The organism is Cupriavidus sp. SK-3 (assembly GCF_000611145.1).
Classification (GTDB): Bacteria; Pseudomonadota; Gammaproteobacteria; order Burkholderiales; family Burkholderiaceae; genus Cupriavidus.
This window is the reverse complement of record NZ_JFJV02000097.1, coordinates 1-22,106: the sequence shown is the minus strand read 5'-3', so window position 1 is coordinate 22,106 and position 22,106 is coordinate 1. Positions and strand designations below refer to the sequence as shown.

22 protein-coding genes and 2 pseudogenes are annotated in these 22,106 nt (G+C 59.1%); 14 read left to right on the top strand and 10 right to left on the bottom strand.

All coding sequences use genetic code 11. From position 1 onward, the window contains the following. Positions 1-242: 242 nt before the first annotated feature. The gene (locus CF70_RS34715) at positions 243-548 is read left to right on the top strand and encodes a universal stress protein (protein ID WP_235184981.1); all 306 of its coding nucleotides are present in this window, start codon (positions 243-245) and stop codon (positions 546-548) included. After that, complete coding sequence (locus CF70_RS37610; protein ID WP_235184980.1) at positions 538-609, top strand: hypothetical protein; 72 nt, start codon at positions 538-540, stop codon at positions 607-609. The genes CF70_RS34715 and CF70_RS37610 overlap by 11 nt, the downstream gene beginning before the upstream one ends. 195 nt (positions 610-804) lie before the next feature. Here the strand turns inward: CF70_RS37610 and CF70_RS09735 are convergent, their stop codons facing one another. Then, a complete protein-coding gene (locus tag CF70_RS09735) occupies positions 805-1,038 on the bottom strand; it encodes a hypothetical protein (protein WP_035863622.1) in 234 nt (77 codons plus the stop codon). Between the two features lie 609 nt (positions 1,039-1,647). Continuing rightward, positions 1,648-1,932: a hypothetical protein gene (locus CF70_RS35825; RefSeq protein ID WP_152561762.1), complete on the bottom strand. Its 285-nt coding sequence runs from the start codon at positions 1,930-1,932 to the stop codon at positions 1,648-1,650. Positions 1,933-2,653: 721 nt separating this feature from the next. Here CF70_RS35825 and phaP point away from each other — a divergent pair. Both phaP and phbB read left to right on the top strand, forming a co-directional pair. Next, positions 2,654-3,196: a phasin family protein gene (gene phaP, locus CF70_RS09730; protein ID WP_035863569.1), complete on the top strand. Its 543-nt coding sequence runs from the start codon at positions 2,654-2,656 to the stop codon at positions 3,194-3,196. A gap of 511 nt (positions 3,197-3,707) precedes the next feature. Beyond that, positions 3,708-4,451, top strand: coding sequence for an acetoacetyl-CoA reductase (phbB, locus tag CF70_RS09725; RefSeq protein WP_035863567.1), 744 nt, complete (start codon positions 3,708-3,710; stop codon positions 4,449-4,451). A gap of 229 nt (positions 4,452-4,680) precedes the next feature. On the opposite strand, the gene CF70_RS09720 is transcribed toward phbB, so the two are convergent. Beyond that, positions 4,681-4,998 (bottom strand): hypothetical protein, encoded by a 318-nt coding sequence (locus tag CF70_RS09720; RefSeq protein WP_035863565.1) that lies wholly within the window; start codon positions 4,996-4,998, stop codon positions 4,681-4,683. Between the two features lie 1,091 nt (positions 4,999-6,089). On the opposite strand from CF70_RS09720, the gene CF70_RS09715 reads away from it, so the two are divergent. From CF70_RS09715 to CF70_RS09695, 5 genes are all read left to right on the top strand, one after another. Continuing rightward, positions 6,090-6,509, top strand: coding sequence for a MarR family winged helix-turn-helix transcriptional regulator (locus CF70_RS09715; protein WP_035863620.1), 420 nt, complete (start codon positions 6,090-6,092; stop codon positions 6,507-6,509). Between the two features lie 918 nt (positions 6,510-7,427). Continuing rightward, positions 7,428-7,940, top strand: coding sequence for a universal stress protein (locus tag CF70_RS09710; RefSeq protein WP_035863563.1), 513 nt, complete (start codon positions 7,428-7,430; stop codon positions 7,938-7,940). 27 nt (positions 7,941-7,967) lie between these two features. Beyond that, on the top strand, positions 7,968-8,258 hold the full coding sequence (locus CF70_RS09705; protein ID WP_035863561.1) for a hypothetical protein: 291 nt from the start codon (positions 7,968-7,970) through the stop codon (positions 8,256-8,258). A gap of 243 nt (positions 8,259-8,501) precedes the next feature. Next, entirely contained in the window at positions 8,502-8,747 is a 246-nt protein-coding gene (locus CF70_RS09700) for a hypothetical protein (protein WP_035863559.1), read from the top strand. A 79-nt stretch (positions 8,748-8,826) separates the two neighbouring features. Beyond that, complete coding sequence (locus CF70_RS09695; protein ID WP_035863556.1) at positions 8,827-9,132, top strand: DUF1840 domain-containing protein; 306 nt, start codon at positions 8,827-8,829, stop codon at positions 9,130-9,132. A gap of 65 nt (positions 9,133-9,197) precedes the next feature. On the opposite strand, the gene CF70_RS35820 is transcribed toward CF70_RS09695, so the two are convergent. The 5 genes from CF70_RS35820 to CF70_RS37605 all read right to left on the bottom strand — a co-directional run bounded on the left by CF70_RS35820 (position 9,198) and on the right by CF70_RS37605 (position 16,186). Further along, positions 9,198-9,449, bottom strand: a complete 252-nt coding sequence (locus CF70_RS35820) for a hypothetical protein (RefSeq protein ID WP_152561761.1) — start codon at positions 9,447-9,449, stop codon at positions 9,198-9,200. Between the two features lie 23 nt (positions 9,450-9,472). Next, positions 9,473-10,168, bottom strand: a complete 696-nt coding sequence (locus CF70_RS09690; protein WP_035863554.1) for a heme-copper oxidase subunit III family protein — start codon at positions 10,166-10,168, stop codon at positions 9,473-9,475. A gap of 700 nt (positions 10,169-10,868) precedes the next feature. Beyond that, positions 10,869-13,961, bottom strand: a complete 3,093-nt coding sequence (locus CF70_RS09685; RefSeq protein WP_081862106.1) for a transglycosylase domain-containing protein — start codon at positions 13,959-13,961, stop codon at positions 10,869-10,871. 34 nt (positions 13,962-13,995) lie between these two features. Continuing rightward, positions 13,996-15,213, bottom strand: coding sequence for an SAM-dependent methyltransferase (locus CF70_RS09680; protein ID WP_035863552.1), 1,218 nt, complete (start codon positions 15,211-15,213; stop codon positions 13,996-13,998). A 52-nt stretch (positions 15,214-15,265) separates the two neighbouring features. Continuing rightward, positions 15,266-16,186, bottom strand: a complete 921-nt coding sequence (locus CF70_RS37605) for a DUF6306 domain-containing protein (RefSeq protein WP_255350643.1) — start codon at positions 16,184-16,186, stop codon at positions 15,266-15,268. Positions 16,187-16,504: 318 nt separating this feature from the next. Between CF70_RS37605 and CF70_RS09670 the strand changes: the two genes are divergently transcribed. The 3 genes from CF70_RS09670 to CF70_RS09665 all read left to right on the top strand — a co-directional run bounded on the left by CF70_RS09670 (position 16,505) and on the right by CF70_RS09665 (position 18,835). After that, positions 16,505-16,720: a DUF2945 domain-containing protein gene (locus tag CF70_RS09670; RefSeq protein WP_035863616.1), complete on the top strand. Its 216-nt coding sequence runs from the start codon at positions 16,505-16,507 to the stop codon at positions 16,718-16,720. A 94-nt stretch (positions 16,721-16,814) separates the two neighbouring features. Beyond that, positions 16,815-17,321: a DUF2231 domain-containing protein gene (locus tag CF70_RS35815; protein WP_152561760.1), complete on the top strand. Its 507-nt coding sequence runs from the start codon at positions 16,815-16,817 to the stop codon at positions 17,319-17,321. A gap of 122 nt (positions 17,322-17,443) precedes the next feature. Then, a complete protein-coding gene (locus CF70_RS09665) occupies positions 17,444-18,835 on the top strand; it encodes an FAD-dependent oxidoreductase (RefSeq protein WP_081862101.1) in 1,392 nt (463 codons plus the stop codon). 123 nt (positions 18,836-18,958) lie between these two features. Here CF70_RS09665 and CF70_RS34700 read toward each other — a convergent pair. Next, positions 18,959-19,183 (bottom strand): annotated as a pseudogene (locus tag CF70_RS34700) (Tn3 family transposase); the annotation flags it as partial. 5 nt (positions 19,184-19,188) lie between these two features. Here CF70_RS34700 and CF70_RS34695 point away from each other — a divergent pair. After that, positions 19,189-19,449: pseudogene (locus CF70_RS34695) on the top strand (integrase core domain-containing protein); the annotation flags it as partial. Positions 19,450-19,602: 153 nt separating this feature from the next. Here CF70_RS34695 and CF70_RS09655 read toward each other — a convergent pair. Then, positions 19,603-20,292 carry a phosphatase PAP2 family protein gene (locus CF70_RS09655; RefSeq protein ID WP_035863549.1) on the bottom strand — a complete coding sequence of 230 codons (690 nt, stop codon included), beginning with the start codon at positions 20,290-20,292 and terminating at the stop codon, positions 19,603-19,605. Positions 20,293-21,443: 1,151 nt separating this feature from the next. Between CF70_RS09655 and CF70_RS09645 the strand changes: the two genes are divergently transcribed. Next, positions 21,444-21,935, top strand: coding sequence for a GNAT family N-acetyltransferase (locus CF70_RS09645; protein ID WP_349675101.1), 492 nt, complete (start codon positions 21,444-21,446; stop codon positions 21,933-21,935). The last annotated feature ends 171 nt before the right edge of the window (positions 21,936-22,106 follow it).

Here is a 22,106-nt window from a genome sequence, read left to right as displayed (position 1 = left end):
AACAACGACAGATGCATCTGCGCCAGACGGGCGCCTTCCGGCCTTTGGGGATTTTTAGCTAGCCTGATGTGCAGCGACGGAGAGCCACTTGCGCCAGCGCAAAGCCGCCTCTGCAAGTTGGCGGAGGCCGTCGGTACGTGGCTCGATGCGGTGCGGAAGCCCGTCGCATGCGGCGCAGGCGGGCGTCGCATGCCATTGTCGGCGAAGCCCACCATGGCTCTCTCAAGGCAGGGGGATAAACGATGGCACTGTTTTCTCGAATTCTGCTGTGTTATGACGCAACGCGTGAAGGGCGCAGAGCATTGCGCTATGGCGCCGAGTTAGTGCACCACCTTCAGGCGGAAACCCACTTGCTCGCGGTGCTCGGGAACGCCTACTGGATCCGTGGTTTCGAGGCCATGGCTGCGGAAGCGCCCTTGGTTGAAGAACAGTCCGCTAGAGAGATTCCGAGCGAGGGCGTGAGCAAGCTCAAAGCACGCCGTGTGGCAGCGATCGGGCCATTTTGCGACCGGCAGCCCGATCGACCAGATCGCCCGGGTGGCACGTGAGTTGAATGTCGACCTGATTGTAGTGGGACATCGGCGGTGCGGCTTGCTGGCGCGCTGGTGAGCAGGCCAAGGCCATGGATTACTCCTCGACAGGGTGTCGTGCAGCATTCTTGTCGCGATCGATCCGGCCTAAGCGGCGCTAAGCGATATGACGTCACGCTGGCGTACCGACATTGGAGCCAGCTCCACTGGGGACGTACCCGTTGCGGCAACGCCTGTGCCAGCGGCGAAAGCATCCTACCAGGAAATCCAAACATCAATGCATCGGCAACTGCCCAAGAGCCGTCAACGCCAACATCACCTCCGGCGACAACCGCCGCTCACAGCACGGTACCCCAGCGCTCTCGAGCGTAGTCCAGAGATCCGTGTCCCCCGTCACAATTTGCAGTCGAAGCTGGGCAAGGTACGAGTATTCGGCCGTCGTCAGCGAGCGCGAGGTGATGCGCAGGTCGGCCAGGATCGAGCCAAGCGTGGTGTCGGTAATGCTCATACGGAAGGGAGAAATCATTTGAGACGTTGTACAACTGCATGATTCTAGCCATGCAACGCAGCAAACGCTTAACTAAAAGGCAAGTTAGCAGCGGGTAAGGAAACACCAAATTCCGAGATGTGCGGGCTACGGAGTTTAGGCGAACTGTAGTGTGACGATCACGCCAGTGCGCAGCATCGCAAGATGCCTATGCGCCGCGCGGTGCCGCTAGGGAAGCCGCAGCGGATGTTGCAGAAAAACGCCAATCTCCTCCTCCCGCCATCTCTCTCGTTGGCGCCGCTCCGTCCTTATCTTGCAGTCGGCACCCGCCTCTAGGCTTCGTGTCCGTGCCGGCCATGCTCTCCGTGGCCACGTCTGTGCCATCGCCTCTCCCCCTGGTCATCGTCATCATCGCGTCCCCGCCAGTAAGGGGCGTAAACGGGCGCAGGAGCCACGACCACCGGGCGGGGAACGTAGACGGGGCTGCGGTGCAACACACACGGGCGGGGCCACATAAATCGTAGACGACCCCCGGAACCCCGTTGCCGATATCGACGTTCACATGCGCTTGCGCAATAGCGCTGACGCCGAGCAGCGCACCGCCAAATGCTCCAATGATTGCAGTTCGTTTCATTTTTTCCTCTGTGCTAAGCGGCAGTGACAGTACCGGCGCAGGGGAGCAGCTTTGACGCGTCCGCTGTAAAAATCTGTAACCCAATCGCCAACTGGTTGTGCGGCGCAGGGACGGGCATGGTCTTTCAGGCGTGCGCCACGGATATTAAAAGTCACTCTGGTTTCCTCTTGCTCGGCATGCAACGTCAATGGCGTGATCACTGATGCTGCAGTCCACCCGGACAGCCCAGTGCCCAGATAATGGGCGGCCGCTTTCCAGCGGAGCAGGCTGCGATTCGTCACGATTTGTCTCCTGAAAAGGGCGACGCAGCCGACTGTTCATGCGGCGATACTCGTACGCCAACCTACGGTTGTCCGATATCCGCAACTTTGCATTCTCGCCGAAGAAACTGTCGTTTCCGGCGGCACGCGTGTGGTGTGGACCAACCACAACGACGAACCGCATCTGATCGCGATACACCATTGAACGTGAAGTGGATCGGCGCCGTGATTTCGGCAGCACCGCCCACGTCCTCGAAGCGCGGCGGGCTGGCTGCCGATGCCGCGAACGATACGGCGAGATCGGTCGTTGGCGTCGACACCGTGCGTGAGGTTCTATGCGAGGACGTCAGGTAAGCAGCCAAAGGGGAGGTCGTCTTTGATCGCGCCAGCGCTGAATGAGCGATCCGCGGCGTGGCCCCGGGAATAGCCTGCGCCGGCGCTAACTGGCGTCGCGTCATCCCACAAAAGTTGCGTGGGTGTGGCCTTCGCACGCTTGTGGAGACGAGTGAAGTCTAGATAGCTGCACAAGGCCAGTCGTTGAGCAAGGCTTATTGGGGGTATTCCCCTAGCAATGCAAACGCTCAAATTAGAGGCTTTCCTCTAGAATCTGCACTCGGATGGTGCAGCGCGCAAGCGGCAGCATTGCCCATCAGTGAACCCCATTTCGACCTTGTATCCGCGACATCACATATTGTCAGGCACCCGTCAGGCACGCACGGGTCGATCTAACAGGAGAGCATGCATGTCTTTTTTTGCGCCCGATCAGTTTGCCATCGCCCACAAAGCGAATCTCGCCAACCTGTTCGCACTGACGAACACGGCCTTCGAGGGTTTCCAGAAACTGGCCGAACTGAACCTGCAGGCAGCCAAGTTGACGCTTGCCGAGAGCCAGGACCGCATCCAAGGCGTGCTGGCCGGGAAGGATCTGCGGGAAGTGGTCGCTGTGCCGGGCAGCCTCGCGCAGCCCGCAGCCGACAAGGCGATTTGGTATGCGCGCCACCTGAATGACATCGCATCGAGCACGCAGGCGGAATTTGCGAAGGTGGTCGAAGCGCAATACCAACAATACAGCAGCAACGTACAAGCGTTTGTCGACAATGTCGTCAAGAACGCGCCGGCCGGATCGGAAGCGGCCACTGCGGTGTTGCAAGCGGCGGTTGCCGCGACCAACGGTACCTATGACGCGGTGCAAAAGGTCGCCAAGCAAGCGGCCGAAGTCGCCAAGACCAACTTTGATGCCGCGAACGCGGTTGCATCGGGTGCCGCCAAGCGCGCTGCCGCTTAAATGCCGCGCTAGACCAAGTAATAACGCAGAACCACTGCGCGCCGGCCGTCACGGCGCTGCGCGATGGTATCCGCTTGCGCAAGTCGGCTGGGCAAGCGAAACCGTGCACAAGACGGGCAGTCCCCCCCGTGGGGGCCTTCTCGAGCACCGTCTCCCAGAGATCATTGGTCTCCCGGTTCGGTATGCCAATCGTCGAAGGATCCAGTACCTCGTCTCCCCCAGTTCAGTTCATGGCGCCGCGAGTCACGCCACGGATGGACCTGACGGTTGGTAGGTACGGGCGCTGCCAAGATGCCCTTCGAAGCTTTCCGGCCGGCGGGAGTGGTGCGCTTGCGGACCGTGCGCCAATAACACAGAAGCAGAATTCGGAAAGACCGACGGGTAGTCAGCCGTGGCTGAGGACGTTCAACTTGTCCCATGCAGGCTGGCACGGTCGAAAGCCGAAGGAAAATTAATCGGGACCACCAAGGGTGTCAGGGGTCGATCAACTTTACGATGAGAGATAGGCAGTATGACAAAACGAATCGCAGTAGTGACAGGCGGCATGGGCGGCCTGGGAGAGGCCATCAGCATCAAGCTGCACGACGCGGGTTACACCGTGGTCGTGACCCACTCGCCAGGGAACCCGAACGTGCCGGGCTGGCTTGCTGCCATGGCCGTCGGCGGCCGGGAGCTGTGCGCGTACTCGGTGGACGTGGCCGACTACGGCGCGAGCCAGGCCTGCATGGCGCAGATCCTGGCCGACCTGGGCCGTGTCGACATTCTGGTGAACAACGCAGGCATCACCCGCGATATGGCCTTCAAGAAAATGGACAAGGTCAATTGGGACGCCGTCATCCGCACCAATCTCGACTCGGTGTTCAACGTCACCAAGCCGCTGTGCGAGGGCATGGTAGAGCGCGGCTGGGGCCGCATTATTAACATCGCGTCCATCAATGGCTCCAAGGGTGCCTTCGGCCAGACCAACTACGCAGCCGCCAAGGCCGGCATGCACGGCTTCACCAAGTCGCTGGCGCTGGAAGTGGCAAGAAAGGGCGTGACGGTCAACACCATTTCGCCTGGTTACCTGGCGACCAAGATGGTCACCGCCGTGCCGCAGGAGATCATGGAGACAAAGATCCTGCCGCAGATTCCCGTCGGTCGTCTCGGCAAACCGGAGGAGGTGGCGGCCCTGGTTGCGTATCTGTGCTCGGAGGACGCGGCGTATGTAACCGGGTCCAATATCGCCATCAACGGCGGGCAGCACATGCAATGAAGATGGGCGAGACGTGGTGATGTCGCCGCTGCAGCGGTAGCACCACCGCGTCTCCCGCGCGTTGCGGGGCTGTGTTCGGCGTGGCCCCGTCTGGAGGGGGCGGTGCGTGCTTGGCTGGGAGCCGCGGCGAGCTGCCGGAAAGTCTTTAGTGTCATGTCGGTGCAGGCAGGCCCGGCGGGAAGCACGCCTGCGCAGAGCAATATCCACGAGCGCATTCTATTGGAACGGATCAGGGATCGCCGAGGGGATTTGAGAAGGGAAAGGCACTAGCCAGCACGAAGCGCACCGCGCGCGGACCGTTGCCGGCGGATTGCCCCCGCAGTTTGAAAGTCCATAATTGAGCCACCTCGGGAACCTCGAAGGAAATCCGATCCGGCGTCCACTTTAGCGCGCCCACTTGGTGAGCCGCGATGCCGCGCACCACCAGCGTCGGGCGGGCGAGATTGAGGTCCATCTCGATGGCCTCACACGGAAAACGGATCTCCTCGTGGCTGCCGCCGAAGTAGCTGGCCTCAAGCAGCAGTGAGCCGGTGACAGTCGTGAGCATGGCTACCAGTCCTTGACCAAATGCGGGACGCTGATTTTGAGATCTTCGCCGGCATTCGGTCTAAACCGCCGTTAAACGCGACGTGCCGTGGCGCACATCGTACGATGGAGCGAGTCATAACGATGACGCCGCGGAGAGGCTGCAACTTCGCAGTGACTTCACCAGAGTATGCCTTATGCGGGATCGAGCATCAGGAGAAGATGAGAGCCCCGCAGATGTGAAGCGCGCCAGGAAGCAACGCTGATGGACAGGGATCTCCCATGAAATAGTGGCCTTGGGGACAGCTAGGCGGCGCAAGCCTGATTTCTTGATGAATAGTGTCGTAGTACGCAAATACGATTACGCTCGCTAAGGAGTTTCCTACGAATCCGAACTTTAGCCAGGAAAAGATTCCGTCCTTGATAGAATTTACAGATCGATTTCTCGCATACCAGGCGCACTCGAAGCGCCTGATACGCCACCGCGTTCCCCAATCCCGGTCGGGCCAGTTTTGCCATCACCTCATGCTTGCCTGCGCAACCTGCGGAAGTGCATTTGGCTTTCAACGAATACGCACGCACTCATGCCCGCACATCCGTCCTGTCGCCAGGTGGATGGAACGCATCGCCGTGGCGGAGCAGAGCCCACGCAATTCGCACGTTCTTGTTCGCCATCACCACCACGACGCCATGCATATGGCGCCTTGCCCCAGCGTGTTGACGTCCGAGAACTAAGCCGCGCCTGCGCTAATATCTGCAATGGAAGACGTCGAGTTGGATTGTCGGATAGATCAGACCGAAAATGGGCGCTCGGGCCTACTCGATACGCCGCCATGCGGCTATCCGTTCGGATCCGACCAGCCTGCGCTGGCGAGTTCGCGGGAAGTGCCCTTCGGATTGTGCCTGGAGTTCGCCGAGCGGCGGCTAGACATCCGTCTGGGCGAGCAGTCATTGGCGCGGGCCAATGCCAAGGTGGGCAGACATTTACAAGCGGCTATGACGTGCCTGAAAAATATTAGACTGAAGCCAGGATACTTGTTCTATCGTCGTTCAACTTATGTCACAGTGCGATATAACATATCACGTGACGGATCGACGGATCCGTTCGTACTCATGACGACTGCCAAACGTGATGCCGTAACGAAGCAGAGCTTCGAAGCCCTCTCCGAGTTCCGCTATCAACTGCGTCGCTTCCTGCGATTCTCCGAAGAAGCCGCGCAAGCGGAGGGCATCACGCGTCTACAGTATCTGCTGTTGTTACACATCAAGGGCTTCCCGGGCCGCGACTGGGCAACGGTCGGGGAACTAGCGGAACGCTTGCAAGCGGCCCCCAACGGAGTCGTTGCATTGGTGTCGCGTTGTGAGGCGGCAGGCCTGGTGAAACGCTGCCAGAGCGATTTCGACCATCGCCAAGTGGAGGTGCATCTGCGTCAGCGAGGCGAGCGGTGCCTGATGCACCTGGCGGCACTTCACAGAACGGAGCTGGAGTCATTGGAATCGGTTTTTAAGGTCTCTAAGTTATCAAGACTATAGACTTCTCCATGGCAACGCAGGTTCGAGTTGGCGTAAGGCTCTGGAATCGAACGCTTTACTTGCCGTGCGGTCCGACGAAAACTTGCCGCAGAGGACATCAAAGTCAATGTTGCCCACGGCCTACGTCGTTCCCAACTGAAGGAAAAAGGCCGTGTCGCTTGGGGTTCCTGATCGATCCGGATATGCCGGCTCGGTGACATACGCGCGTGGGACGGATCGAACCAATTTGTCCGAATTCGAGCCATTGAGGCGGCGATGCGTCGATCGCGATGGTGGCCGTCCGAAGCACGGATTCCACATGGCCGCCGTTTCCTCCGCGTGCTAGCCCGGTACTAGTGGATGCGCTGGGATTCGGGTAGGTGGCTTCCCTTGCTCGAATTGCCTAGCGCGCCGGGTCACGCCGCCCCGAACTGGCGATGCCGCCGTGCTACCCAATACACAAGCGAGACAGCCGGCGCAGTGGCTGCCGAATAATCTCCACCTCCGCTGCATGGGTGTTAGCGTTGCGCGTTCGCCAGGATTTGGCAAACGATAAGGACCCTCAGGCAATGGTTCAACGAACAAGGTCATGATATATATCATGACGTGACATATAATTCGTTCAGGACGGCGAATCGGCCACAGCGCACATGGTAGCCTTCCCGGAGCCGCCGGGTTGAGGTCGACGCCTTGTTTCTTTCGAGATGTCGCATAGCGGGCATGGCAGGAGAGGTGGCGTTGGGTATCCGGGGGCGAGACTAGGTAGGATTCAATTCAGTCAGCAGGGTCTATGCGTCTCGTGACCGCCGCTGCAAGTAGGGGGAGGCCGTCGGTGCGTGGCTCGATGCGGCGCGGAGTGAAACCAGTCGCATGCGGCGGCGTCGCATGTCATTGTCCGCGAGGCCCACCATGGCTCTCTTAAGTGCAAGGGGATAAACGATGACACTGTTTTCTCGAATTTTGCTGTGTTACGACGCAACGCGTGAAGGGCGCAGAGCGTTGCGCTATGGCGCCGAGCTGGCGCAGCACCTTGAGGCGGAAACCCACCTGCTCGCGGTGCTCGGTAACGCCTACTGGCTCCGTGGTTTCGATGCCATGGCTGCGGAGGCACCGTTGGTTGAAGAACAATCCGCTAGAGAGATTCTGAGCGAGGGTGTGAGCAAGCTCAAGGCACGCGGTGTGGTAGCGATCGGCCATTTTGCGACCGGCAGCCCGATCGACCAGATCGCCCGGGTGGCACGTGAATTGAATGTCAACCTGATTGTCGTGGGACATCGGCGTTGCGGCTTGCTGGCACGCTGGTGGGCAGGCCAGGGGCACGGCTTGCTCCTCGACAGGGTGTCGTGCAGCATTCTTGTCGCGATTGATCCGGCCGAGGCGGAGGTTCCCGAACTGGCGGAGAACGAGGCGGACGAGCGAACCGATGTCATCGGCCTGGCGGCGCATCGGTGAACTGCGATGCTGCCTCCACCAGTTGAAGTGAACGAGGTGACCGCATGCGTCGACGCCAATGTGGCGAAGAACGTGGCCGTGTCGAACCGACTTCATGAGCAGTACATCCAGTACCGCGGCTATCACATCCTTGTCCGCTGTTTCCGGTCTTGCGACCTGACCAAAACACAATGGACCATCCAGGTTGATGTGGCAAAGAGCGGGCACGCGCCAATGCTGCGACATCGCGACGCGAACCATCGGTTCGCATCGATCGCCGAGGCAGAACAGGCGGGATTCACGTGGGGAAGAAACAAGGTCGACGAGATCCTACTCTAGTGCCCCTTCCGCATTCAGGACTGAACAGGATTATGTTCCCTCGATTCAGGTGATTCTCTGCGTGTGCCAATGGGCAGACCGCTCGGTCAGGGCTGGCCCTTTCGTGCAGTTGGCGGGGGACGCGTGCGAATTCTTACAATTTGCATGTCCACGCTGGCGCTGATGAGGCGTTATTTGAGATATGGATCGATCTGTTTGGAATGATCCAGCTTTGCTCCCTGATTCTCGCTGAGGAAACCTATCATGAAACTCACGCACGCGTTATTCGCAGCTCTTCTCGCCGGCGTAACGACTGCGCCGGTCATCGCGGCCGAAACGGCCGCGAAACCTGTCCCTGCTCCCGCGGCCCCACTCGCTCCCGCGACCCCAGCGCACGCTACCCAATCTGCTGCTCACAAGAAGTACCACCATGCCAAGGCGGCCAACAAGGCCAGCGCCCCTGCAGCCACCGTTAAGGCCGACTCGGAAATGCCCGCGGTCAAGCACTAGAGGCTTCACTGCAATCAGGCGCCGAGTAAGTCAGCGTCTGATTGTGGATGAGCATTCCCGGAGATTCGGAGGGATCCGAATGTTGGTCACTCTCCACTCTCCTGCGGCACCGGATGTCACGATGCTAAGCGATCGCGCCCAATATCTGGTGGGCATTGTTGGGAGGCGCATTGGCGAACGCGGCGTGATACCTGCAGCGATCGGCAAACTCGAGGCCGCAATCTCCGCAGACTTGGCTGCGCGCGTGGAAGACGGCGACCCCGTCCAAGGTGTCGCGATGGCGCACAGGCAGGCTTGCGGCACCTTGTCTCAATGCGCATATCCATTTCCGGGCATGATGCGTGTGGCGCGTCGGCAGCAAGCGGACATCCTTTGGGGCGTCTGATGGGAAGCGGCGCCCTTTGAACTGTCTATCGATATACGCGATGGCTTGAGTTTCCCGGGGGCTGGTCAACCGATGTTGGGCAGCATGGTGAGTGGTTCACTATTGCGGAAAACCTTAAGCGCGGCTTCGCTACCTGGCGCAATATCGGCGACGTGCTTGCGCAGCTCGACGGAGCGGTCGATTTCGGCATTGCCAATCTGGACAATCACGCCGCCTACCAACGCGTTTCCAACCTTGCCGCGGGGACGCTTGCGCGACAGAGCAATGGCGACAGGATGAACGGCCGCACCCGCTGGGGCGTTGGCGGACCAAGACACGGCCTATGAGCCCTGGATGGGTCTTACCAGAGATAGAAGAGGGCGAAGATGAAAATCCAGACCAGATCGACGAAATGCCAGTACAGGCCAGCAATTTCGACGATCTGGTAGTTTCCGCCTCCCTCGTATCGGCCGCGCAGTACGCGAATGGCCACTGTCGACAGATAGATCACCCCGCATGTCACATGCAACCCGTGGAAGCCGGTGATCGTGAAGAAGGTCGCGCCGAATTGCGCCGCCCCCATTGGGTTGCCCCATGGACGCACGCCCTCACCGACGATCAACTCTGTCCATTCGAATGCTTGCATGCAGACGAAGGTGATGCCAAGGAGAGCCGTCATCAGCATGAACATGGCACACTTCACGCGTTCACGGCGATAGGCGAAATTGACCGCGATGGCCATGGTGCCGCTACTGGTGACGAGAACGAATGTCATGATGGCGATCAGCAGTAATGGCACTTCGGCGCCGCCGATATGGAGTGCGAAGACATGTGCATTATTGGGCCAGTTCGCCGTGGTTGATATCCGTACCGTCATGTAGCCAATCAGGAAGCAACTGAAGATAAAGGTGTCGGATACCAGGAAGATCCACATCATGGCCTTTCCCCACGACACCTTAAACGCCTGCTGGTCGGACGACCAGTCGGCTACCAGGCCACGCCAGCCGGTAGTCGATTGGACAGGTGAGTCCGCAGATTGCGTGAATGGTGATGACATGTATCTGCTCCTCGCGCTCTCGGCTGGCACGACCAATAGTGCTGCCGCTGCACGGTACTGATCCTTGTGTGACCTGCTGCGCCGCGGTAGTGATGCCAGGCGCGGCGCCGGTATGATGTCGGTGATAGCAGGGCAGGGCTTATCTTCGCGTGGTGGCTCGCGTGAAACAGGACGCTGCATGGTAGCCGACGAGATTCCGTGGATAACGAAGCATAACCACTCCGAGGGAAGTATAGGTGTCGAAATACTCCAGTCAACAAGATGGATTTCTTCGTTTTCACAACCACAAAGGTCCGTGGCAAACCTATCACACCGTGATATGTTGTGACGAGATGGAAGCGCCGTTTGGAGAATACATCTTGCGGGATCCATGACGAACGGGCTGAAAAACAGGCCGAATAATGGGGAGGGGTGGGGATGGGAGCCGCGGAAAGTTATGGCGTAGCCCGTTGCGGCTCGTGGCTTCCAGCAAGGAACCGGATCGCGAGGAGGCGATGATGCGAATGACATCATATCGACGCTCAACGAGTCTGACCGGAGTGGAACGACTAGCGTTTCGATCGTACATAGAGCCGTGATTCGCGCACGCCACGGAACTTTTTGGCAATCACCACAACGTCCAAATATGCCAGCCAGTTCGTGAGTCGCGGCTGTGGTCTCGCTCAGTGTTGCCGACAGCGTCGAAATCGCCGGGTACGAGCTATGGTGCACGCACTTGCAAATTCAAAGTAGACAAGGGACCGTCTTCGTTGCGGATGACGTGGTCATCCGCACCAAGCAAGGGTTGTAACACCGGCGCTAGCGACTTCAGCAACTGCACCGACATCGCACTCGTGAAGTCGTAGCGCGCCGCATATGGTTCGTGCACATAGGCGGTGAGAGCGCCGAAGAACCGGTCCCCGATGACGAAGACGAATGTCGCGGTTCGATTGACCTTGCGCGATTCGATCAGCCTGCCGCCGCGAGCGAATACGTTGAACCGCTGATCGCCGGTGCCTGTCTTTCCGTATACGTCCAGCACGCGCCCACCCGCAATTGGTATTCCGTCCGCCAGCCGTTTCGCGGTGCCGTCGAGGACGACGTCGCGCAGCAATCTATGCACCAAATCGACGATCTCGGGTAGCAACACTGCCTCCCCGGCGCCGGCCGAACTCGTGAGATGCGTCTCATAAGGGGTACCCTGTGCGAAGTCGAGCGCGATGAGGCTCCGGGCCGGCAGCTTCGCGCCGCCGCTCGCAATGATCCCGATCAATTGAGCGAGTGCGGCGGGCCGGTCGCCCGATGCGCCGATCGCCGTCGCATATGACGGCGTGATTGTCGCAAACGGGTATCCGAGCGCACGCCAAGCATTGCCAATCTCCGCATACGCCTGCAATTCGACCATGTGCCTGATGCGGCGATCCTGGGTGGCGTGGTAGCGTGTTTTGAAAAGCCAAGCGTACGAAGCGATTCGTGCCTCGCGACTGGCAGTCTGCACTTCGCTTTCCGTCGTATGGGGATGATCGCGAAGGTAGTTGACCGTCCACAGTTCGAGTGGATGCACCCTGGCGATATAGCCTCGATCGTTCAGACTGAATCTGTCGATGCCGTATTTCTTATAGAGTCTCGCGAGATCTGCGGGAGCCAGCGATGCCGCTGGAGTGCCCCTCAACGCGGCGCGCATCTGCGCGTCGAACCATGGCTCGAGTGCATTTCGCGCCACACTGCGCAATATCGTCGCGATCGTCGACGGCGACTTGTGCACGTCGTGCAGCACGGCGGCGAGCGCGTCGTCCGGCCTCATCCCGCGGTACTTGGCATAGAAGCGATGCTCATAGACACCGCTCTCCATATCGGCAAAACGCATTAGATACGTACGGCGCGCCACCGGATCGTCGAGCCATTGCGACGACGGCCCCGCCGTTTGAATCATCTCATAGTGCACGATGTCGCGCATCAGCCGCACGAACACCAGATTGACAGAATGCTGGAACGCTCGATGGACCGTTAAGATTCTGCCGTTGTCCGTCGCTTCGAAATTCGTGAAGCTCTGGGCGCCACCGCCCGTATAAAATGTCTCACCAGTGCTCGCGGAATACGTGCGTTCGACGGCGGCCTCAAGCATCGCACGTAGCGACCGATCCGGCGTGTGCGACAGATAGTCTAGTGCCCAGCGGGTCAGTAGATCCAGTTTGTCGGGGTGGACACTGCGCAGTTGAACCGTGCTCATCGGTGCGTAGCGCGTATGCAGGGCGGCGACGATCTGCAGATATGTGATCAGCGTTCGCAGCTTGGCCGTCGAGCCGAGATTCAGGCGGGCGCCTTGGTTGATGTCGAACGGCTGGTCCACGCTGTCGGTCTGAACGCGCACGAGGTTCGCGCCGTCATGCCGCTCGAACAGCGTGAAGCTGAAGGCTATTCTGGACGGATCGTCCTTCGGGCGTAGCATCTCGAAGCCATACAAGCCTGCCGCGTTCGCGCCCTTCGGGGTGGTGGCGCGCGCCAGCCTCTCGCTGACCGCCTGTTGCACCGAGTCGTCGAGAGTTGCATGTGCGGAGAGGTCAAGGCGATCGAGGTCATAGACCCTCGCCACGCCAAGCACGTCAAGCAGATGCGCGCGCAACGCGGTGACCGCCTTCTGTGTGACGAACGATGCTTCCGGGCGCAGCGGCGACGCCTGCTTCAGTTCGAGATGGACCGCCAGCGCGGCGTCGCGAAGTTGCACCGGGATGATCCCGTTGATCGTCAGGAGCCGTATGTGGCTGTCCGTCAGCCGTTCGAGCGCGGCGTTGTTCTGACGCAGAAAGTAGGATGGCGCGCGCTGCGCGACGATCAGCGACAACGCTTGCTTGAACGCGACCGCTTGTGCGCCGAGCGTGTCAGCAGATAGGGGGAGCGCCAGCAGGCGGTTGACTTCGCCGAAGTCGCGCCCATACCAGGTGGCCATGCCGTCGCCGATGCCCGCGATTTCGCCAACGCCGGGCTGTGCGGCAAGCGGCACCGTGTTCAGATAGCTGACGACGATCCTCCTGCGCGCCGGCAGCGTTTGAGGGCCGTCGAGATAGGCCCGCACTGACGCGGACGCGATCTGGCGCAATTTCTCGGGAGCGGTTGCAGTACGGCCGCCAGGCGAATGACGGAATTTCTCGAGCTGGGTGGCGAGCGTGCTCCCGCCTGGCGTCAACTGGTGCTTATCCACGATCCGCAGTCCCTGATCAAGCACTGCGCGGCCGAAGCGGCCCCAGTCGATCGCAGGATTCCGGTTCGGCTGATCCGCATCTAGCAGGTTGCGGTCTTCGATGAACAGCAGCGCATTGACGAGCAATGCAGGAACAGCGTCGAAACTGTCATAGATCCGCGCTGGATAGCGCCGATCATATAGCGTCGCACCGGCTCTGTCGAAGAGGCGAAGACCAGCCTGATCCTTTTCCTCATAGGGCATGAACAGACCGTGGTCCGCCACCGACGTCATCGCTGCAGAGTCGCGTGCCTGCGCAGTGATGGAGAATCCGCGCTCCAGCAAGCGCTGCTCAAAGACCGGCAATGATGTATAGCCAAGACGCACGTCGTACGGGCCGCTCACGGGAAAGTGAATGCTGTTGCTGGGTCCATTGGCTACGGTAGAGCGGATGTCATGTCCCAACCCGGACAAGTAGCGCGCCTGTAGCCGCGAGCTTTCGATCTCCATCTGAACGAATTGTGCAGCAATTGCTATAGCCGTCAGAATAACGACCAGTAATAGCCATCTGAGCCACCGCAAAAGCGAGGCGGAGTGAGTTGCTCGAAGAGGTAACTGAACCAGCGGCCGAGTCATGATGGCGTGCGGCATTAACCAAGCGGTCCTTAGTCTATAGTGTAGTGTCTACTCCGTAGATATAGCGACGAGACCACGGAAGCGTGCTGGCCCGACGCCCAGCCTTGCGTCCAACAATCTGGTAAATGCTGAGAATATCGTTTTCGAAGGCGTATGCGCAGCCAGCCAGGTAGATCCGCCAGATGCGGTACCTTTCTTCGCCCACCAATGCGCGCAGCGTTGTCGCTTTGGCTTCATAGTTACAGCTCCACAGCCGCAGCGTCCGCGCGTAGTGGCGACGCAAGTTCTCAACGTCGAACGCTTCCAGTCCGCCTTCCTGCATCGCTTGCATTGCGAGGCTGATATGCGGGAGTTCGCCGTCCGGGAACACATACTTGTCGATGAACTTGCTGCCATGCGAAACCTCGTCACTGCCTGGATCTGTTGAGGTGATGCCGTGGTTCATGATGAAACCGTCATCGGCAATTAGCTTCCGCATGCGCGCAAAATACTCCGGCAGTTGTCTACGGCCGACATGCTCGAACATGCCGATGCTGGTGATGCGGTCATATTGGCCAACGAGGTCGCGATAGTCCTGCAGGCGGATTTCAATACTGTCCACCAGGCCAGCCGCCTTGACACGCTCGGTAGCAAAGTCGAACTGGTTCCGGGACAGCGTGACACCCAAGCAGCGCGCGCCGAATTTCTGCGCGGCCCGAATGACCAAGCCCCCCCAGCCACAGCCGATGTCGAGCAGCGTCTGGCCTGGCCGCAGTCGGATCTTGGTGAGGATATGGTCGATCTTCTTTAGCTGGGCCGTCGCGAGGTCTTCGTCGCCATGTTCGAAGTAGGCGCAGGAATAGACCATGCGAGGGTCCAGCCAGAGCTGATAGAAATCGTTCGAGACGTCATAGTGATACTGGATCGATTTCTTGTCCGAGGCTTTCGAGTGGGTAAAATGCCGTGCCACACGTTGTAGTTTTCCCGGCGATCCCACTGACGCCGTGGCAAGCCGATAGCCAATATCGATGATGTCGGCCAGATTACCTTCGACATCGATCTTTTCCTTGACATAGGCTTCACCGAGGTTGTCGAGGCTTGGGTCCAGGAGCAGTGGCATCGCCGCTACCGTCTTCACGCGTAACGTGATTGCAGGCCGTTCGAATTTGCCAAAATCGTACGATTTTCCATCCCACAGCGCGACACGTGCGGGCACATTTGCGTGAGCACGCACGGCGGCAGTCCATTGCGCCAGCTTCGTTTCCCAAAGCATCAAGTTCTCCGTTTTGCCGGTTGTAGATGGTCTTTTGATCGATAGCACCTGGTCACTTTTCGCCCGACGACATACGCGCCTGCGTCGCGGCAAGCTGAACTTCAACACGCCGGATATTGTCCCGGTGGGAGGCCAGCATGGCGGCCAGCGCGTTGTGGAGTTGCTCTTCGTGGATTGCCGGCAGCAGGCCTCGAGCTTGTGAACGAGCCAGCCCTGGCCCCGGTTCAGGAAGGCCATGCGTTGCGGCAGGTCGGCGATAGCCATCGCCTTGTTGTAAAGCGCGCCGGTTCTCCGGGTAGGTGTAGCTTGCCACGCCAAAAAGTGCCTTGGTCAGGATGACGCACCAGCGTGCCTCGTCCTGTCGGATGCTGGCCACAAGTCGCCTGAGATCGGGATCACTGATTTCGGCTGCCGTCTGCGAGGTCACCTTCGCACCTGCACGCTCCGCCTCCAGCAACGCATTCAGTGTGGCGAGCACGACATCACGGTTCGCATTATCCATCTCTATTTGTGCATCAATCATCGGCGCTGGCGAAGCATTGATTCGGACGACCATCGCGCTCCTGGTGGCGTCCCAGTCTGCCGATTTCGGCTTGCAGTGGATCAATGACCGTGGGCATGGAGCCCCTCGTCCGAACTCGAATTCGGATTCGCCGCCGTCGTGTCGAGCGCCAGCGCCGAACGGGCATACGCAGCGCCCGCACGCATCTCGGCCGCAATTCAGATGGCCTCCATGATTTCCTGCCCGGTCGCGCCGCTTTTTCAGGGCCCCCGCCGTGTGGCCGCGTATGCAATAGGGGCACTCAGTGACATGGGCAACTACCACGGCGCACTGCTTCATCGTCGTGAGCAGTGCGCCGTCGGCGAAAACGCTGTCGCTGAATGCCTTAAACGCCGCGAGTGGTCCGGGCGCGAACTTCTTGCGCCTTGCTGTGATTCGGGCGTCCGACGGCGGATGCGTTGCTTTGTCCATGGCATTGCTCCCAACGCTGATTCAATGACGGCACCACTTCGTGAAGCCGGACATACATGGCGTCCGACCGCAGGCGACGCTGGAAAGCAGCTGGCTGCCGGCCCTGCCTGCCGAACCGGAATAACACGCAAGCGATCAGCTGAAGCCACCTGTTCGGATTCCGTGTCAATCTCTGTAGCGCAACTTACTTTAAAATATATCACAAGATGATATATATTGAGATGCATGAGAGCACCTGACTTTGCTGTTGATTGCGTGACACGTTTGCGCGATCCGCCGCAGCATCACTGCACTCAGCACCGAATGGAGGACTCCATCATGACAACAAGATTCAAGGTTGACGATCACGTGACCTGGAACTCGGAGGCCGGTCATGTCAGCGGCAAGATCGTCAAGGTGCATACGAAAGACACCGTTTACAAGGGGCACACTCATCACGCCAGCGCGGATGATCCGCAGTACGAGATCAGGAGTGACAAGACCGACCACATCGCGATGCACAAAGGTGGCGCGCTGAAAAAGATGCATCGCTGAGCGGCATTGACTGCTTCCATACGGCTGAGCCGCTGACGAATGTGAAATCCCGTCGCTGCACGCATTGGGCATTCCGGGATCGCTCCCGTGAGGCATGCATGAGCGAGAGCGGGCGCATCAGGCGCTGTTTGTGACAGGGCATCAGATGCCGGAACGTGTTTCGCCCTGTCGCGAATTGTCCAGCGATCAACGGAAGATACGCGTGCGTACTACCGCGAACATCAAACATCTCATCCATCCGATGCTGATTGTCTTTTCCATCGGTCTCTGGATTTTTTCCCTCGTCTGCGACGTCATCCGTCTGGCCGGCGCGCGAGGAGACGCGTGGTCCACCGTCGCGCTTTGCAGCATGATCGGTGGCCTCGTCGGCGCGCTCTGTGCGGTAGTACCAGGATATGTGGACCTCTTCACAAGGGTGGCGCTCCGCCAGGCAGCAAGATTGCGCTGGCCCACATGGAGATCACTCACCGTCGTCGAGCTGTTTACGGTCAATATCTGGCTACGTCCCCGGAATCCCACAAGGATGGGGTTCGGGCATCGGCACGCTGGTTCTGCCTTCGATCGCCGGTGTCGCACTGTTCTTTGTTTCAGGCTGGCCTGATGGCCAAGGTGCATGTCTACGGGGGTTGGTGTCGAAGGACGTGAATAGCGGCGCGCTGCCGCGTCTGTCCTGCGAAGTGGCGGGTGGGACCTGCCCGCCATCGTCGGCGTCAGGAGAGTCGAATGAACGAACCAGCGAAGAAACTAAGCGGACCCGACCTCGCCAGGGGCATTGCGCTTTCAGAAGTCACCGACGGCGAGATGCTGCCGGGGCACGCACACGGCGAGCCGGTATTGCTTCTGCGGCGCGCAGGCGAGATGTTCGCGATTGGCACTCATCGTACGCACTACGGCGCTCCACTGGCCAATGGGATGCTGGTTGACGACCCGGTTCGTTGCCCGTGCCATCAAGCCTGTTACAGCCTGCGCACCGATGACGCGCTTTGCGCCCCGGCGCTTGACTCGGTTGCCAGCTGGCGCGTCGAACAGCAGGACGGCAGCGGGTACGTTAAGCTGGTGCCTGCGGAACAGAAACAGTTGCCGCAGGTGGCCGGCACGCCTCAATCTATCGCTATCGTGGGCGGCGGCGCGGCAGGCAACGCCGCCGCCGAGACGCTTCGGCGCGAGGGTTATTCCGGGCTTATCACCCTGCTGAGCGCCGATGAAGCGAGACCGTGTGATCGACCCGAACTCTCGAAAAGTATCCTGGCAGGCACCACGTCCGCAGAGTCGAATCCGCTGCGTCCACTGGCGTTCTATCAGGCAAATCGCATTGACCTGAAGCTGGATGCGCCCGTCGCCTCGCTCGACACATCGAGCCGGCACCTGCGACTCGTGGACGGCAGTCACGTTGCCTTTGATGCGCTGCTGCTCGCCACCGGCGGGGAGCCGGCGCGGCTGGGGGGGGTGGGGAGGAACCTCCAGCACGTGCACTATCTGCACTCGCTCGCCGACGGCCGCGCACTTATGGCCAGCGCACTCACTGCAGAGCGAGCAGTGGTGATCGGCGCGAGTTTCATCGATCTCGAGGTGGCAGCATCGCTGCGCGCTCGCAATATCGAGGTGCACGTGGTTGCGACGGATAGCGTTCCCATGGAGAAACTCCTCGGAACGAACGTCGGAAACTTCATCCGCTGGCTCCACGAACGCCACGGAGTAACGTTCCATCTCGGCTCAACAGCGATCTCTATAGACTCGAAGGGAGTTCAACTGATGAGTGGGGAGTATCTACCTGCTGATCTTGTCATTATCGGCATCGGCGTACGGCCGATGATCGCACTCGCGGAGCGGGCGGGCCTCGCCATTGACTGCGGCATCACCGTCAACGAATACCTCGAGACGAGCGTGCCGGGCATCTTCGCGGCTGGCGACATTGCACGCTGGCCGGACCGGCTCACCGGCGAGCACATCCGCGCCGAACACTGGGTGGTGGCCGAACGCCAGGGACAGACCGCGGCACGCAACATGCTCGGTCGGCGCGAGCGGTTCGACGCCGTGCTGTTCTTCTGGACCGAGCAATACGATTTCGGCCTAGCTTTTGGGCGATCCGAAGGAAACGTTGACGAACTGGGTTAGTCGCATTGCGAGCCTGCGAAAACGGTTGGCCAAAATCAGAGCTGTGTTCGACAACCTCAATGGTCCAACAGTCGGGCGATGAATTGACAGACAACAACAATGGATTCGCAGAACTGCTGCTGGTTCCAGACTCAGGTGCCGGCGGTTGACGAAGGACGTCATGTGCGGCGTGACCCGGTCCCCCATGTGTCGGGCGGCCCGGGTGGGTCCGAGTTTGCAGCCCATGGCAAAGATCGTGAGCAGGTACCGCTCGCCGGCGTGGTGGATCTTGGGGTCGCTGCCCGAGAGCGGGCCGAAGTGTCGGGTGAAGTGGGTCCAGTGCTCGATGTTGGCCAGCACGTCGAGCACGCACCATGCGCGACTGGGGCATGCGCTCGTCCATGAGCCGGAAGGGGAATTGCTGGGATAATGCGCCGACCGAGAGCTTCTGGGGACGGCTCAAGACCGCCAGTTTGCACGGAAGAAAGTTCGCCACCCGGCGGGAGGCCATGGACGCGGTGCTCGACTGGATAGCCTTCTATAATCACCGACGGCCGCATTCCACGCTGGGTTATCTCAGCCCCATGCAATACGAGCAACGCTGGCATGCGGCACAGCGTAAAAGGGCCGCATAACCCGAGCGCTAAGAGCTACACCAAACAGGGGCAACATCACTTCTCATGAGGCGCTTACCGTAGAGGCGATGGCAGGCAGGACCTCGCCAATCATCCAATTGCTCGGCGGTGAGCAGCTTCGAACTGCATCACGAGGCGGCGAGGTGTTATTGTTCAAATGTATTTGAGTAACGAGGAGCTCAGCATGAGCAACTCGTCAAAATGGGTCACCAGTCCGAAGCTCAGTAGGAACATGCATACATGGAAAGCACTTGGGTATTGACTCGAAAATTGCAGAACCGGGGCCGCTATAATCTGGCGGCACCACGTGAGATTCAGCAAAAAGCACATTGACACGCCCAGCGCTGCGCCGCCAAGCACATCCGTCGGATGATGCAGTCCAACGTAAACACGTGGCACGCAGATAAACAGGAAGGCATACGCCAGTGCAATGATGCCAATTCGCCAGGACACTAGCAGAATTCCGGTCGCCACGGAGCACCACAACATCGCATGGTCGCTCGGGAAAGCGCTCCAAATTCGAATCCGGTCTTCTGAGGACTCGATAAAGCGTAATCCCAATTCCGGGTTCGCAAAGGGGCGAATGCGGAATGGCATCCAGTGAGCCAGGAATCGGCCCAGGGCCAACACGCAAAGGCTGGCGACAATAGTTGTGATGATGATTTCCCGGTCGTGCTGCTTGGTCGGACTGTCTCGGAACCAGAGCCACCACAGCAGTGTAATCAATGGCAAGCCGCGCAATATATAGAGCTGGGTCATTGCCAACGCGGCACGGTCGAAGAAGGCAGAGCGGAAAGCGAACTGGTTCAAGAAGTGAATGATGCTGCTGTCAAATGTATTCATCGCGCCCTCGCCATCCACGAAATAACAATGTTAGTCCCTTGCCTCAGCGTGTGGTAAGTATGGGGAGTGACCACGCCATGCCAATGGGTCGGCTGTGGCGAGAATGAGGTAACCTCAACGATATCGTGCTGGTGCAGTATCATTCTCTCACGTGAACTTCTGTACGCCATTGGCGACACGCCGAAAAATGTAGTCAATCGGATTCTCGGTGAAATCGCCATAAGCGAAGTATGCCCTGAGCATCTCGTCAAGATAGGTATCCCGCTCAGCTTGCTGCAATACCAGCGCGTTTGCTAGCACAGACCGCGAGTGCCACTGCAGCCATCGGCGCACCTCCATTGCTTGTAGCTATCGTCTCGGAAGTGACCTTCCCTGGCCCAGCGGCCCCGTTCGTCACGCTATGCGCAAACTCACCAGGAGCTGCGACCACATGTGTGAGCGGAGCACTATTTGAAAAGTATCATAGCGTGATGGAAATAGGAGAGCAATCGGCTGCGCCGAGTAAAAGAGTCCCTCAAAGGCTGCGCGAGCGTTGGGACGACCGTCTGCCCGAGCGCATCCACAAGACGTGGCCAGCGAACGAGGGGCTGGCATCTTGCGGTCATGTGCCATCGGCTGGATATGAAAGCTCTGACTACAGTTGCTGCTACAGCTTTATACGTGGCGGCGCGTGTTGCCATCTGATGCCAAAACTCATGTGTTCCTGAAAACAAATTTTCTGGAAATTGACATGGGGGGGCATGTCGATTTGTTTCCTCGTGCCGCTATGTCATCACCTGCGCAACGTGGCTCAAAGGGGTAGCGAAGTTGTGCATTCGACACTCGCGACGGAGTTGCAAGCCATCTCTCGATAGAAGCGTTTCGCTTGCTCGAGCGCGCCATACTCCACATTGCATTTTTAAATGACCTGCTTGTGATACATGTAACGAGGCTTTATATGTGTTAACCCCTATACGGGTACGTTGTAAGCATGGGCTACATTGGCGTTGTTGGCATTGCAACCATCGGTGTTGCCACGTCGACGACAACGGTTTTTTGCGGTGTTTCGTCGATTCGTCGGCAAGAACCGGTGTTGCATAGCGAATTTTCCTACAGATTTCGTCACTTGAGTCTGTGGTGTAACAACGAACGGTCTGCTGGTTGCCCGCGAGATGTTGCGTGTACGCCATCGCGTTGCTGTTCGTGAGTCAGGAAAGGGAATGATAAGGACGCTCAAAATCCGCGCGGCTGGGCCAGCCGATGTGCAAGCTATTTCGAAGGTCCTCCACAAATGCGGATTGCCAAGCGGTGGTGTAGAGCCATCGGTGCGCCTCTATCATGTAGCTGTACTGGGCGACAACGTTATTGGTTGTGCGTGTGGGGAGCAGTTCGACGAAACCGTTGTTGTCCACACAGTGGCCGTGCTCCAGGACTATCGAGACCAGCAAGTAGCTACGCATCTTGTTGGCGCCCTACTGATGCGAGCGCGCGCCAACGGTTGCACCAAGGCAACTCTGCTCACGGCGGAGCACCCAAGCTTTTTCGCTCGCTATGGCTTCACTCTTACCTCAGTCGACGTGATTCCAAAACAGGTGAAGTTGACCAGGAAGTTTCAACGGCGCTTTGGCGCGAGGACGCACTGTATGTGCCGTCGACTTGACTGAGGCGTCGTTAAGCCCTCTCCCTAAGACTCGTTGTCTCCGCCGATTCAAGGCGCGCTCGAGACGTAGCCAAGAGACCAAATTAAGGTTGCCTGTTGGATATCGTCTAGTTGGATATCAAAGCTGATGGTCGGCTAACCAGAAGAGCTAACGTCAAGAGTGGTGTATGGGCAT